Raw genomic sequence first — 13,270 nt, forward strand, 5'->3', positions numbered from 1 at the left:
CTCGCCCTACGCAAAAAAATACGAATTTAATCATAAACTTAATATTAAATCAGGCATAATAGCTGGGCTTTAACGATCCTATAAAACAGACACTACTGATGCATTTAAAAATAAATTTCATTCTCATATTGTTTTTTCGCATCATAAATACAATAATAATGATTCTTATTTAGAGTAAGAATTAAAACAGCAGTGATAACGACTCACTTTTCCGATTCGTAATTGCTCACCGCTCTGTTGAGCCTGGATAAACACAATAAAAAAATAGAGTCACCGCGCAAAAATAAATGTGTGCAGCCTTTCATTGATAATTGATAAATGTAGAGAAAAAAATGAAGACCGAAAAAGGAAGTTTTAAGCTTTCCACCGTCGCATTAGCAGTTGCGGCAGCAAGTACAGTATTCACAGCCCAAGCTCAAGATCTAACAACTGAAAAGAAAATGGTGATTGTTTCAAGCCGGGTGCCGAAAGCGATCAGCGATATTCCAGGTACCGTTTGGTACATTAACTCAGAGACTATCGAGCAAGAATACCGCGGTGGGAAAAGCCTTGATGAGATTCTGGCAGCTACTGTCCCTTCACTGGATTTAAGCAGTGGTGGCCGTACCCACTCTGGCCAAAACCTACGTGGTCGTAAACTGATGGTAATGATTGATGGTGTATCTCTACAATCAGTTCGATCAATAAGCCGTCAGTTAGACTCAATTGACCCATTCAACATCGACCGCATCGAAGTACTCTCTGGTGCAACATCGATTTACGGTGCCGGTGCTTCGGGTGGTGTTATCAACATCATCACTAAAAAAGCATCTGGTGAAGAAGTCGAATTTGAATCATTTGTTAGTGGGACTTCAGGCTTTTCATCTAGCGAAGATTTTGACTACAAACTGGCTCAGTCAATAGCAGGTGGCAACGAGAAAATTCAGGGACGCGCATCGGTCGCTTACACCAAAACACAAGGTTATTTCGATGCCGATGGTGAGATGGTAACTCCAGATATGACTCAGGGTTCGACTCAGTTTAACGAAACCATTGACCTACTAAGTAACCTACAGATTAATGTTGCTGAAGGTCAACAACTAAACTTGTTAGCACAGTACTACGATAGCCAACAAGACACTCCTTACGGCCTGTACTTTGAAAAAGATGGTAGCGGTAACTTCAAATTTATCGATGTCAGAGAGGGCTACTCAGCGGATCGAGAACAAGGCACAGAGCGTGTGATGTTAAGTGCGGCATACAGCAACAACAACTTCTTAAGCCACCAGCTAATCGCCGAACTATCCTACCGTACCGAAGATCACACCTTCATGCCTTACACAAGAGATGGCAAAGCAACTCTGTCGACTAGATCTTCTCGCCAATCTACTGATATTTTGGCAATAAAAGCGGCACTTAATAAATCATTTGGCTCCTGGAATCTGACCTACGGTATCGACAGTTTCATCGATAAGTTTGATATGGACCAAGCGAACTACGATCAAGCTACGACCGAGGCTACGGGAGGCTTAGTAAACGTCATCAGCGAAATGCAAGGTCGTTATCCGGGGATCGACACTCAATCTATCGCTGGCTTCATTCAAGCGGAATACAACATTACTGATGATTGGTCAGTACAAACAGGTTATCGCTATCAGAAAATGGACATAGACGTGTCTGACTTCCAAGCGACCCCTAGTTCGCACTTCATTCCTGGTGGCTCGACAGATTACGCTGAGGGGTTGTTTAACTTTGGTACTATCTATCACCTCAACCCTACTTCTCAGGTTTGGGCTAACTTCTCACAAGGTTTCGAGATCCCTCAGCCACATAACTACTACGGCAAGGAACCTACTCAAGATGTCGCTGCTTCTAAGTTAGATGGAATCAAAACCGACAGCTACGAGCTGGGTTACCGTAACGATTTAAATAATATCTCACTACAATCTGCAATCTACTACTCGCACTCAAGCGCAACCGTTGAGTACGAAGATGACCTATCGGTCTCAGGTCTTGCAGAACCTAAACGTGTCTACGGCGCGGAAGCTCAAATCAGCTACTGGGCAACAGACATGCTACAACTTGGTCTATTAGGTCACTATGTTGTGACAGAAACTGAAAAAGACACTGGCTGGGAAGATCACGAGGTGATGGAAGCGAGCACTTCTAAAGCGGGAGCTTGGGTTGGCTGGTACGATAATGACTATAGCCTGAAACTACAAAGCCTAACTATGTTTGACTATAAAGATTCTGATCAACGTGAGCTAGATGGCTTCACAGTCGTTGATTTCACAGGTAACTACCAGCTTCCAGTTGGTAATCTGGGCTTTGGTATTAAGAACCTGCTAAACGAAGATTACTACACAATCTGGAGTCAGCGTGCTCAATACTGGTACAAAGGTAGCGATGCGCTATACCAATACAAAGGTCGCGGCCGCACTTTCACTCTGAACTACCAAGTCAAGTTTTAATCGCTTAAAAAACGAGCTTGTTCCAACAATCACGACCCGGCAAAATTTAGCTGTGCCTACTCATTAAGCATAGCTTTTTGACCGGGTCTGAATCTAAATACCTTCAAGCAACAAGTTTTTACTATAGAATGTTGAAAATCGGTGAAAAATAGAGAAAGCGTCTCTTCTCAGCGAACAAGACCAATATTGAATCTTTTACGCCAAACCATAAGTGCTTACTTTGCCTAGCTCCTGTTAGGATGATTTAAAATATGGTCTTATTGCTCACTAAAAATAAAAACAATATAAAACAATAAGATAAGAATATAAATACCTAGCAATGGCGATAAAATGGCGACAGATTTTATGAGCAAACTCATTATTGGACAATCATTGTTTTCTGATTTCGATTAAGCCAAGCAAATTCGCATTAGATTTTTGAGGGAAAACCATTTTGAGGGCTGATAATCAGTTAAGAAAAGTGTCCAGCTGCAGTTGACCAGAACAACAATCCATAAAGCACACACTGTATGACTCATCTAAATATCCACGCAGTGCCATCGGCCAATCGATATAAATACCGCTTCTCCCAGGGTTAATATCATTTCAATCGGTGCTACGTTTTTCATTTTTGGCAAGAGGGTATAACCTGTCTCACGCTTCCATGTTAAGTAATTTAATGCTTTATTGCCATGGGTCAGCAGTAATTTATCTCCATTAGATGCCAAAAATCCACAAGCTGACTGCCGATTTTAAAAAAAACATCCATATTACCAAATTATAACTAATATCTTAAAGCTTTAACAAATATTGCAACAAACATGAAAACTGACAAATATAACGACACGAAAAAAACCAAAAAATAACGGCCATGTGTGAAGTGATAACCTCGGCAACGCACTATATTTAGATATCCCTTCTTCAGGCACCATAAAAAATTAGTCAATATAAATAGAAACATTAAGAATGCAACAATAAAAAGAGTTCCACCTTCATACCTAATGGTGCGAATATACGTAGTTAATTTAATGTAAATAGATCTTCTACTCGTAAGAAACGACAACTATCTCCCACCCAAAATTTCTGAAAGCTATAAAGGTATGGCAAAATAGATAAATAATTGCAAGAAATATCCTATCTCAATAACGAAATATTTTTTTCTATTTTCAAGAAATATACTTTTTAATAACAGATGCTGTTTTATTGAAAAGCCTGAAAATCATAACCTAAATCATAATTTCAGTGAAAGGACATACCACTTAAATCAAAGCTAGCTCCGAGCCCAGCATATCCTCAAAGTGAACATTGTCAGAGGATTTAGTATTGCAACGCCATTTGTACACAGATGTATTTCTGGACACAAACGTCATAGCGATAACTACCCTTGCAACGTCTCTGTCTTTTTGGACAATTATTGGCTTCGGACATCAATTAAGCCAAGCAAATTCGCATAAGATTTGTAAAGTAGACAAAGTATAGATTCTTCAAGATAGGCAGCACCAGTACTACCTATCAATGTCATAAGTGGTATATTTAGCTTACCACTCTTCTTTTTTCTTGATGTCTACATTGTATGTGTCTGGATTTTTGGCTTTTTCAACCAAGGCATCTCCTACTTTAGATTTTAGAATAGCATCGCTTTCAGCATTTTTCCTTGAGACATCGGCTAAAGATTGAATTACGTCAGTCTTCGCTCTTTGCATTTCAACTTGAGCAGTAGCTTTTTGAACCTCATTTTCAGCAAAAGCATCTGCTTTAGTAATTCTTGCATTAGACATAGCTTTTCTTTCAGCCAGTTCCATACGCATTTCGTCAAGTTGTAGTTGCCTCATTTCATCTTCAAATGCTTGTTCTCTATATTTATCAGATAAGCGTTCGCTTTTAATATCAGCTTCTCTCTGAGCTGCTATCTGAGCTTTCTTGGCTCTGTTTTTTTCAACTATGGCACGCTGCCTTTCTTCAGCTTCACGCTTTACTCTTTCGGCCTCAAGAGCCGCAAGTCTTTTAGCTTCTTTTGCTTCCTGAATTTTTTTAACTTCAGCCTTTTCGGCTTTATGAATTGCAGATAGCTGTTCTTCTAAGTTAGCCTTAGCATTAAATGACAGCATCACTAATGCAATAATCATCAATTTCTTCATTGAGTAAGCCTCTTATGATTTTACTGGTTCAGGGCACGTTGAGTTTGGTTGGATTCTGGTATTCCCCTTTACTGTAGTAACAAGTAAAGCTATACCATTTTTGTATTCACAAGACTTACCCACTTGTGCCGAAATAAATGTCTTATCATGCTTGACGTATTCAAGCACTTTTTTACCATCTTTTACATCAGCTACCTGTTCTATAACTTCTTGTCGATAAGTAAGTTGAACACCATCTATCATAGTTGTATTTTCAACAGTAGAACCTATAGCTACACCAGCCACACCTCCTGCTATTCCTCCGACTTCCGAGCCATATTCAGAATTAGATTGGTTTCCCAAAACACCGCCAGTAATTGCTCCAATCAATCCGCCAGCAACTTGAGCATTTTTCACATTTTCAGAGTTATCTACAGCTACTTTAGCTGGAAGAATCGCAATAATGTTAACCGTTTTAGCTTCAATAGATGTGTTAACTTGCTCTGCTGTATAAGTATCTGCCCTATGATCTTCTCCCGTTGCTGCACAACCACTTAATATGACTGCTGTCGCCCCAGATAATGCAAATAGTAATTTTTTCATTTTTAGTCTCTTGTTTATATTTAGAACAGGTCTATATTTTTTGAAATTAAATAATACACCCAATGAAAAAATAATTAAATAATACTAATAGTAATTTTTTATTTTTATTCTCTTGTTTATATTTAGAACAGGTCTATATTTTTTGAAATCAAATAATACACCCAATGAAAAAATAATTAAAAACCTTATTTTCCACAACAGTTGAGATAGGAATAGAATTGATCATTTCAAGCTTTCATCAATCTTTGGCATACCCTCCTAACGTGATGAAAAGCAGCTGGCGGTCGGATTGTGCACACGAGCAATAGTTAAGTACGGCAAAATTGCACCTGTACACGGTTGTATTTACTGTAGTTGAGCTTACAGGGCCATTGTCAGTCATTCTGTTTCACATGGCATTAGGCAGATGTACTTTCATCATGTCACGATTGTGGATATACCAACATAGCTGCTACCCTCCCATAAATTTTTCTAATGCAAAATCGCTAACTTCAGATCGTATTAGAGTAAATAATCTAGCTAATTTTGGGACAAAAGTTACTTAGACCGACTGGCTTTAAAAACTAAAAACTACTCCGCATTGAGTCATGCTTTTTTAATACTTTTCTGCAGAGGAGTATTGATATAATGAGAAAATGAATGATATAGAATATTTAAACTGGCTGATTGTAGATACAGCCACAAACTACCCAGCTCTCAAATGGTTTATGGGCTGCATTACTGACTCTCTAAATGAGCTTAATGCTGAAGATATTCTTTATTGCTACGCTAACGAATGTACTGATTGGGATATATTAAAGTATTGCGCCTATCAAAGTGAGCAATTGAATATTGAACACACAACGCCTTTCGTTAAAGAAATAATTAAGGACACACACCGTTTCAGAGTTCTGCTTGCATGCCGTGATTTAATTTAAATACCAAGAGGGGCGCATGGCGCCCTAACCCACTAATTTAAGAAGTTAAGCTCTTTAGAAACATTGACAAGGTTGAACGCCACAACATTGCTCGATAGCTTTTTAAGTTGGTCAGTATCAATGTCTTTAATAAACTTAGTGTCCGGCTTTTCAAAAGCCCCTAGCCCTTTGAAAAATTTAATCAGGGTTTTGTTGTTGCTTTGAGTTAAAGAGGCCATTAGTGCATCAGACTCTTGCTTGGAGCATCCAAAGAGTTTTTCTTGGTAGAGGTAGAATACTACACCTCTTTTTTGCTCTACCGGCAAAGAGTCGAACCAAGCATCCTTCGGAAAACTTGCTTTACTTTCATTGAACACAGCAACACACTGTTCCGTTTTAGCTACCCAGTCAGTTATCGTTACTTCTGAATCCGCTTGAGCAGCACATCCGGTTAATAAGGCGATAGACGCCAAAAATTTAAGAAGGCGCATTGATCACACTCCCCCAAAACCTACTTTCTTTTCCTGACGTTTCTATTGCCATCTGTATGAGCTGCTATTCAGTTTCACCATCGGATAAGGAAAGTCTTGCTTTGCCTAGTTTCGATTAGGATGGTTTAAAATGTGGTCTTCCCAATCGATCACATCAATTTCATACACCACTTTATTGCGAACGCTTTCGCCAGCTTTATGCATGGCGGATTTTGAACCCGTTAACAAGGGATGCCATTCAGGAAGGGGCTGATCCTCGGCAAGTAATCGATAGGCGCAGGTGTGGGGTAGCCAAGTAAAGTCATCAATATCATCACGGGTTAGCTTAGTGCACTCTTCACCTGAAGAGAAACGATTAGGGTAGTCTTTACAAGAGCAGGTCTTACTGTTGAGCCAACTGCAAGCAACATTGGTGTAATAGATCTCTTCAGTGTCTTCATCCATCAGTTTGTGTAGGCAGCATTTTCCACAGCCGTCACAGAGCGATTCCCACTCTTGCTCGGTCATATCTTCTAATGCTTTTTCTTGCCAAAACTGTGTCATTAACTTGCCCTAATCGACGCTTTGTATAAATAAGGACGGCATTTATAGCGAGACTCTTAGCAAAGTTCAAGCCTTTCGTACAAGATAACGCTGAGTATATTGCCCTCAGCTTGAAGTTACTTGAGCCTAATTAAAAAAACAAAAGACCGCCGAAGCGATCTTTGATAAGCGATATTTATGAATCATATGAGCGCTTAAATCGCGACACACATCGGCGTATTAGAGATAGGATCATTAAAGATTTTCGCTTTTAGGTCAAAAACCTCATCAAGCAGAGATTCGGTCAACACCTCGTCGGGTGAACCTTGTGCCACAAGTTGACCTTGCTCAAGCACAATCAAATGGTCACAGTAACGGCACGCTTGGTTAAGATCGTGCAATACCACTACAACCGTTTTTCCTTGAGCATTCATTTGTTGCATCAAATTCATCAGCTCCACTTGATGCGACATATCAAGATAAGTTGTTGGCTCGTCCAGCATTACAACTTCGGTATCTTGCGCCATGACCATCGCAATCCAAGCTCTTTGACGCTGACCACCGGATAATGACTCAACCGATTTATCGGCAAATTCTGACACGCCAGTTTGCTGCATGGCTTGCTCAACTATGCTCTTGTCCTCTTGCCCTAGCCTTCCCCAATGGGACAAATAAGGAGAGCGTCCATATTCAACCAGCTTTCTTACTGTTATTCCTTCTGGGCTGACTAAGATTTGCGGCAACAGTGACAATGAACGCGCTAGGCGCTTATCTCCATAACTCGACAACGGCTTGTCATTGAAGAAGATCTCACCTGCTACAGGTTTATTGATCCGAGCTAAGGTCTTCAATAAGGTTGATTTACCACAGCCATTTGGCCCTATCAACGCGGTAATTTTCCCTTGCGGTATTGAGACCGACAAGTCAGGAATGATTGTGTTTTTACCATAGGCGACTGAAAGGTTCTTGGTTTTCAGCATGATTACCACCCTCGATAACGATATAGAAGAAAAATAAAATAAGGCGCTCCGATAACCGACGTAAGCACGCCTGCTGGTAATTCAATCGGCGGTTGAATGCCACGCGCCATGCCGTCGGCACATGTAACCAGTAATGCACCGACCAAAGCTGAGGCAGGGATGAGTAATTTGTGGTTATGGCCAAACAAAAGGCGCGCCAAGTGAGGAGACAAAAGGCCAACAAAGCTTATTGTGCCCGCAACGGAGACACTGATACTCGACAATAGTACCGCAGCTAATAGCGAAAGCACTTGAATTTGCCTTGGTTTGGCTCCTAGGGTAGTCGCACTCTCTTCACCCAATCCCATCACATCTAAGCGCCACGCCAACCAACATGCAAATACTATTAGCACTGACAAAGCACCCCAGATAACTGGAACTTGCTGCCAGTTTCGTCCCCAAAGGCTACCCGTCAGCCAGACCATGGCGGTGTTGATTTCAATCGGATGAGTCACCAATAAAAAGTCAATGCCACTGGCAAGAAAGGCGCTAACGGCAATACCAATTAACGCTAGTCTTGCAGGTGTTGGCTTCGAACGCCACGCCAGAACTGCAATCAGCCCTGCGGCAAACACACCGCCAAACATTGCGATTAAAGGTAGCCAGTTTAGTGATGTATTAGGAAACCAAACCAAGCTTGCGGTTGCGGCTAAACCAGCACCAGCGCTTATCCCCATAAGATCGGGAGAAGCCAGTGGATTTCGAATCACACCTTGAACTAATAAGCCCGACAGTCCCAGTCCTGCGCCAACACCAATCGCCAGTATGGTGCGAGGAAAACGATACTGATGAATAATAAAGTCATCGTTGGAAAAAGAGACCAAGAGGTGCAAAACATCGGCAGTTGAAAGAGAAGCGGCTCCCACCAACAAGCTTACAACAGCAGCCAGAGCAACCAGCCCGAATAATACTGTCAGTTTTATTTGATTCACCATTACGAACTTCTCATTGCAACAAGGATAAAACAAGGCGTGCCAATGAGCGCTGTCAGCACGCCAACGGGCGTCTCAGTTGGAAACGCAATAGCCCGTGATAATGCATCAGACCAAACAACCAAAGCAGCACCGGTCAACGCCGAGCAAGGGATCAATACATGATAGTTATGACCGACCATAGGTCTTACCAAGTGGGGAACGAGAAGGCCAATAAAACCAATGGGGCCAGCAATAGCAACGCAGGTTCCCGCCAATAAAACAATGGTGATGCCAGTGATAAGACGAGTCCTGCGGACATTGCTACCTAGCCCAACGGCAACGTCTTCTCCAAGCGCTAACAAATTGAGATTACGAGCGAGCCCCATAGCTACAACCAATCCGACCAATGCTGGCAAACACAGTTGGCTCCATTGTTGCTTATCGACACTTGCCAACGACCCCGTTAGCCAATGTAGGACACTGTAAGCCATGTCGTCGGCTAGAATAAGCGCCGCTCGGGTCAGCCCCAGCAACAGCGCGCTAATTGCAATACCAGCTAAAACCAAACGCAGAGGATGAGAGCGAGCCGAAAAAAAGCCACCGAGCATCATCACAGCAACACCACTAAGAAGCGCACCAAGTACAGCATTTACAATTGGGTTGATCTCACTGATTATCGGAACACCAATGGCGGCGAATGCCATAAAACAAGCCGCGCCAGCGTTAATGCCTAAAATCGAGGGGGATGCCAACGCATTGCGGGTTAAACCCTGCATCAATAGACCTGCAACAGCAAGGCAAGCACCAATCATGAGCCCAGCATAGGCTCTTGGCGCTCTTAACGTTTCAAGTATCTGATGCGTCATGTTGTTTTCATCGAATGAAAACCAATAACCGATTAAATCACTCGGTGCGAGTGAAAAGTTTGACCAGCCTGTCATTGAAGCCACATAGCCTGTCAGTAACAAAGCCAAAATAGCAATCACAAAGAGTACCGCTCGCCAAGGTATTTCAGACTGAGACAGGTTTTCTTTTAGTGCCACGACTGAGCTCATGACTTGCCCAAGATCTGCTCTAAATTCTGCGCTATCTTCTCGGCCGCCAACATGCCTCGATTCAAAGACCAAAGCTCCGGTGATACCTCAATAATGTGCTGCGCTTTAGCCGACGATAGTAGCTTAAATAGCGGATTCTTTTTCCATTCACCAATAACGTTCGGCTGAGAGTACGCCCCAAGCAGCAGCCAATCTGGGTTGGTTTTTAGCAGTAACTCGAAACTCGCAGGCAGATAGGCTTTTTCGGTTTTCTGTGTGATCGGGCTCGCGATACCTAACTCATTCAGAACCCCACCAGCATAAGATTGTGGGCCATGGAGCCACATACCCTTGTCTGATACAACCGCAAACTGTACCGTCTGTTTAAGTGTGAAGTGCTGCTTATACTTGGTCATGGTTTCTTGATGCTGTTGGATACGCTTATCCATTGCTTCTTGCTTGTTGAGTGCAATACCTATCTTGTGTGCAGACTCCAAGTTTTCATGATACGTTTCACCACGACTTTTAAGCAGTAACGTCGGCGCGATGCGGTTAAGATCTTGATAGATAGTACGATGACGCTCTGCATCGGCTATAATCAAATCCGGTTTGAGTAAAGCAATAGCTTCTAAACTTGGCTGAGAACGCATTCCAACCGATTCCCATGGCTGAACTAAGTCGCGTACCGCTTCAATCACTCTTGCTGCATTATTGTCATCGGCAACCCCGACAGGTGATACACCCACAGCCGCTAGTGCATCCACAAAAGAAAACTCTAAAACAACAACACGTTTAGGAATGCTCTCTAACTCGAAAGTTCCTTGCTCATCTTGTACCACGCGAGTTTTTGCTGAGCTTGGGAAAGATAGGACAGCAATAGACAGCAAGAGGGCAAACCATAAGCTCATCGATAAAAACCGAGATTCGTTTTCCATGTTTTTATATTCCTAATACTAAGATCGTGAAAGTCGCCAAGTTGAACTGGCGACTTTGATTGTGGTTAATACCAATAAATAACCAATTAGAACTGGTAATTCAGATCTAAGGTATACGAGCGCCCCGGAGCCGGATACCGGCCAACAGGGCTAGTATCAATGCCTCGGAAATAGTAATCCTCATCAAATAGGTTATTCACAGCAACATTCATGCGCAGCTTACCGTTCTCATCCTTATACAACTCCCTACCTAGGTTGAGGTTCCAAACCATATAAGCGGGCACTTTACCCTTGGCCCCAGTTGCGTCTTCTTGACTGGTATTTTCATTGTCAGAATATGCGCTGCTGTAGTAGTAGCCCGATAGCGTTGTCTCTAAATTGGTAAACGCATAGGTTGCATCCCAACTCAATTGGTGTGTTGAAGAATAAGCAAGCTGATTACCCTCATTTTTCCCTTCTTCTTTCAACTCTGCATCCAAATAGTTGTAACTAAGCCCCAGACTAAGTGCTGGTAATGATTCAGGAACGTAGCGAGCCCCTAGTTCAATACCTTGATGCAGCGTTTGACCAATATTTTCAAAGGTCTGAGTGGTTTTTTTCCACTGAAGCTGATCTTTAAAGTCAATACGATAGAGAGCAATATTAAAACTGGTGGAGTCTTGGGTATAGCGAGCACCTAACTCATAGTTCCACGCAAGCTCACTGCCTTCTTTGCCAAAACCTCGAATATTTGCGATCTGAGGTGCACGCAGTGACTTTTGAGCATTTACATAACCAACCCATTGCTCAGTAAAGTTATAGGCGACCGTTAGAGCAGGCAACCACTCGGTGACTTTGTTATCGCTCTTTTGCGTTTCTCCCAGATCATCAAACGTCATATCGACAGATTCGTAGCGAACACCCGGCGTAACTTTTAACGTATCATTGAACAAACCCACTTCATTACTGATATAACCCGCAAACGCATCTGTATCTAAATGCCAATCACGTGGTACTTTAGTCGCTCCACCAGCAATTGGAGTTTGAGTCAGCTTGTAGTCGATATCTTCATTAACGTAGCGAGCACCAAGGATCCAGTTCTGGGTCACAGCACTGCCCTCTCCAAAGTGCATCGCAAGCTTGGGCTCTACTCCGTAAACGTTGAATTTTCTTGGAGAAGTGCGCACATCGGTCGAGGGTAACGCAGGATCTGCCCAGTGTCCATCGCCATCATTAAAGCCCCACTGGAAGAAGCGATCAGAGTTATGGCCAAAAGTTTGAACTTCCAGCTTTGTACTGTCCGCAAGATTTAATTCATGAATATATTTCAAATTCCAGCGCGTTGATTTGCCCTGATATTCATCGTAAGGGCGCTTAGATTGATTGCGGTCGTGTTCATAATCTTGTGGAGACAATGCACCCGGCATTTTAGTATCAGCATCATACCTTTGAATAAAAGCTTGCAACTCTTGAGTATCGCTCAATAACCAATCGGTTTTGATTTGGAAGTTCTTTACGTCCGTTTCAGAGTGTTCACGAAAACTCTCGCCTTTTAAAAAATTACCCTCTAACTGAATCGCAAACGTGTCCGTTAACCACCCGCCTGTTCTTAGGTAAAAATCATTGAGTGGCGTGTCACCGCCCTCGAACACCTTTAGGCGATTATTGATTTCAGTCTGCCAAGTGTTTGGAATCGGTTTTGTCACCAAATTAATCACACCGCCAACATTATTGGGACCATATTGAACCGCCGCACCACCGCGCACAATATCGATGCGCTCAATTGTGGACAATGTGGCTGGGAAAATCGATTGTCCGGTATGACCATAGGGAGCCAATGTTAGAGGCACACCATCCATCAAAAATTGAGCATAGCCACTGCGGCTTGCTTTTAAGCCTCGAACCGAAATATTAGGAAGAACGCCAGTGCCAGTTTCATCTTGCACCTTGATGCCAGGAACACTTTGGAGTGCCGAGTCGATTGAATGTGCGGCCGTCTTTTCAATCTGCTCATTCGTCAGTACGGTACGTGCACCAGGGTACTCTTTTACGTCTTCCATTGCAGAATCGCCAATGACACTTGCAGTGACAACCATCTTCTCCGTGGTGTTGGTTTGAGGTTCAGGTGCCGCAAGCACATTCATGGAGATGACAGACGCAATCGCGGTCGCAAGAGCAGTTAAACGCCATTTAACTTGGGCTGTATTATCAGTATGTTGGGAACGCATTAGGTTTCCTTTAAGAGAATTAAGGGTCAAGGAGTAGCATTGACCCTTTGGGCTAACAGCCTTCAAAAGAAGGCAAAATATCTATCACTAAAAAGTAAAAAAT

General features: G+C 42.5%; 11 protein-coding genes. 2 read left to right on the forward strand and 9 right to left on the reverse strand.

Annotated elements, in window-relative coordinates; all coding sequences use genetic code 11:
* Window positions 1-332: 332 nt before the first annotated feature.
* Window positions 333-2,450, forward strand: a complete 2,118-nt coding sequence (locus tag RH40_RS18825; protein ID WP_009603289.1) for a TonB-dependent receptor — start codon at window positions 333-335, stop codon at window positions 2,448-2,450.
* Window positions 2,451-3,967: 1,517 nt separating this feature from the next.
* Here the strand turns inward: RH40_RS18825 and RH40_RS18830 are convergent.
* Window positions 3,968-4,567, reverse strand: a complete 600-nt coding sequence (locus RH40_RS18830) for a DUF5384 family protein (RefSeq protein WP_009603290.1) — start codon at window positions 4,565-4,567, stop codon at window positions 3,968-3,970.
* Window positions 4,568-4,579: 12 nt separating this feature from the next.
* Window positions 4,580-5,149, reverse strand: coding sequence for a glycine zipper 2TM domain-containing protein (locus tag RH40_RS18835; protein WP_009603291.1), 570 nt, complete (start codon window positions 5,147-5,149; stop codon window positions 4,580-4,582).
* Window positions 5,150-5,784: 635 nt separating this feature from the next.
* Between RH40_RS18835 and RH40_RS18840 the strand changes: the two genes are divergently transcribed.
* The gene (locus RH40_RS18840) at window positions 5,785-6,066 is read left to right on the forward strand and encodes a hypothetical protein (RefSeq protein ID WP_009603292.1); all 282 of its coding nucleotides are present in this window, start codon (window positions 5,785-5,787) and stop codon (window positions 6,064-6,066) included.
* Window positions 6,067-6,098: 32 nt separating this feature from the next.
* Here the strand turns inward: RH40_RS18840 and RH40_RS18845 are convergent, their stop codons facing one another.
* The 7 genes from RH40_RS18845 to RH40_RS18875 all read right to left on the reverse strand — a co-directional run bounded on the left by RH40_RS18845 (window position 6,099) and on the right by RH40_RS18875 (window position 13,167).
* Window positions 6,099-6,536, reverse strand: a complete 438-nt coding sequence (locus RH40_RS18845) for a hypothetical protein (RefSeq protein ID WP_009603293.1) — start codon at window positions 6,534-6,536, stop codon at window positions 6,099-6,101.
* A 105-nt stretch (window positions 6,537-6,641) separates the two neighbouring features.
* On the reverse strand, window positions 6,642-7,079 hold the full coding sequence (locus tag RH40_RS18850; protein WP_009603295.1) for a YcgN family cysteine cluster protein: 438 nt from the start codon (window positions 7,077-7,079) through the stop codon (window positions 6,642-6,644).
* Between the two features lie 194 nt (window positions 7,080-7,273).
* Window positions 7,274-8,038, reverse strand: coding sequence for a Fe(3+) dicitrate ABC transporter ATP-binding protein FecE (gene fecE / locus RH40_RS18855; protein WP_009603296.1), 765 nt, complete (start codon window positions 8,036-8,038; stop codon window positions 7,274-7,276).
* Window positions 8,039-8,040: 2 nt separating this feature from the next.
* Window positions 8,041-9,012 carry an iron chelate uptake ABC transporter family permease subunit gene (locus RH40_RS18860; RefSeq protein WP_009603297.1) on the reverse strand — a complete coding sequence of 324 codons (972 nt, stop codon included), beginning with the start codon at window positions 9,010-9,012 and terminating at the stop codon, window positions 8,041-8,043.
* Complete coding sequence (locus tag RH40_RS18865) at window positions 9,012-9,932, reverse strand: FecCD family ABC transporter permease (RefSeq protein WP_241209913.1); 921 nt, start codon at window positions 9,930-9,932, stop codon at window positions 9,012-9,014. Before RH40_RS18865 ends, RH40_RS18860 begins: the two co-directional genes overlap by 1 nt.
* Before the next feature lie 110 nt (window positions 9,933-10,042).
* Window positions 10,043-10,933, reverse strand: a complete 891-nt coding sequence (locus RH40_RS18870; RefSeq protein WP_422636330.1) for a Fe(3+) dicitrate ABC transporter substrate-binding protein — start codon at window positions 10,931-10,933, stop codon at window positions 10,043-10,045.
* Window positions 10,934-11,046: 113 nt separating this feature from the next.
* The gene (locus RH40_RS18875; RefSeq protein ID WP_009603300.1) at window positions 11,047-13,167 is read right to left on the reverse strand and encodes a TonB-dependent receptor family protein; all 2,121 of its coding nucleotides are present in this window, start codon (window positions 13,165-13,167) and stop codon (window positions 11,047-11,049) included.
* Between the last annotated feature and the right edge of the window lie 103 nt (window positions 13,168-13,270).

This window comes from Vibrio caribbeanicus ATCC BAA-2122, assembly GCF_000165125.1.
GTDB lineage: Bacteria > Pseudomonadota > Gammaproteobacteria > Enterobacterales > Vibrionaceae > Vibrio > Vibrio caribbeanicus.

Coding starts and splice junctions, on each gene's coding strand:
- RH40_RS18845 (WP_009603293.1), bottom strand. CDS start 6,536: ATGCGCCTTCTTAAATTTTTGGCGTCTATCGCCTTATTAACCGGATGT.
- RH40_RS18860 (WP_009603297.1), bottom strand. CDS start 9,012: ATGGTGAATCAAATAAAACTGACAGTATTATTCGGGCTGGTTGCTCTG.
- RH40_RS18825 (WP_009603289.1), top strand. CDS start 333: ATGAAGACCGAAAAAGGAAGTTTTAAGCTTTCCACCGTCGCATTAGCA.
- RH40_RS18870 (WP_422636330.1), bottom strand. CDS start 10,933: ATGAGCTTATGGTTTGCCCTCTTGCTGTCTATTGCTGTCCTATCTTTC.
- RH40_RS18850 (WP_009603295.1), bottom strand. CDS start 7,079: ATGACACAGTTTTGGCAAGAAAAAGCATTAGAAGATATGACCGAGCAA.
- RH40_RS18865 (WP_241209913.1), bottom strand. CDS start 9,932: ATGACAGGCTGGTCAAACTTTTCACTCGCACCGAGTGATTTAATCGGT.
- RH40_RS18835 (WP_009603291.1), bottom strand. CDS start 5,149: ATGAAAAAATTACTATTTGCATTATCTGGGGCGACAGCAGTCATATTA.
- fecE (WP_009603296.1), bottom strand. CDS start 8,038: ATGCTGAAAACCAAGAACCTTTCAGTCGCCTATGGTAAAAACACAATC.
- RH40_RS18875 (WP_009603300.1), bottom strand. CDS start 13,167: ATGCGTTCCCAACATACTGATAATACAGCCCAAGTTAAATGGCGTTTA.
- RH40_RS18840 (WP_009603292.1), top strand. CDS start 5,785: ATGAATGATATAGAATATTTAAACTGGCTGATTGTAGATACAGCCACA.
- RH40_RS18830 (WP_009603290.1), bottom strand. CDS start 4,567: ATGAAGAAATTGATGATTATTGCATTAGTGATGCTGTCATTTAATGCT.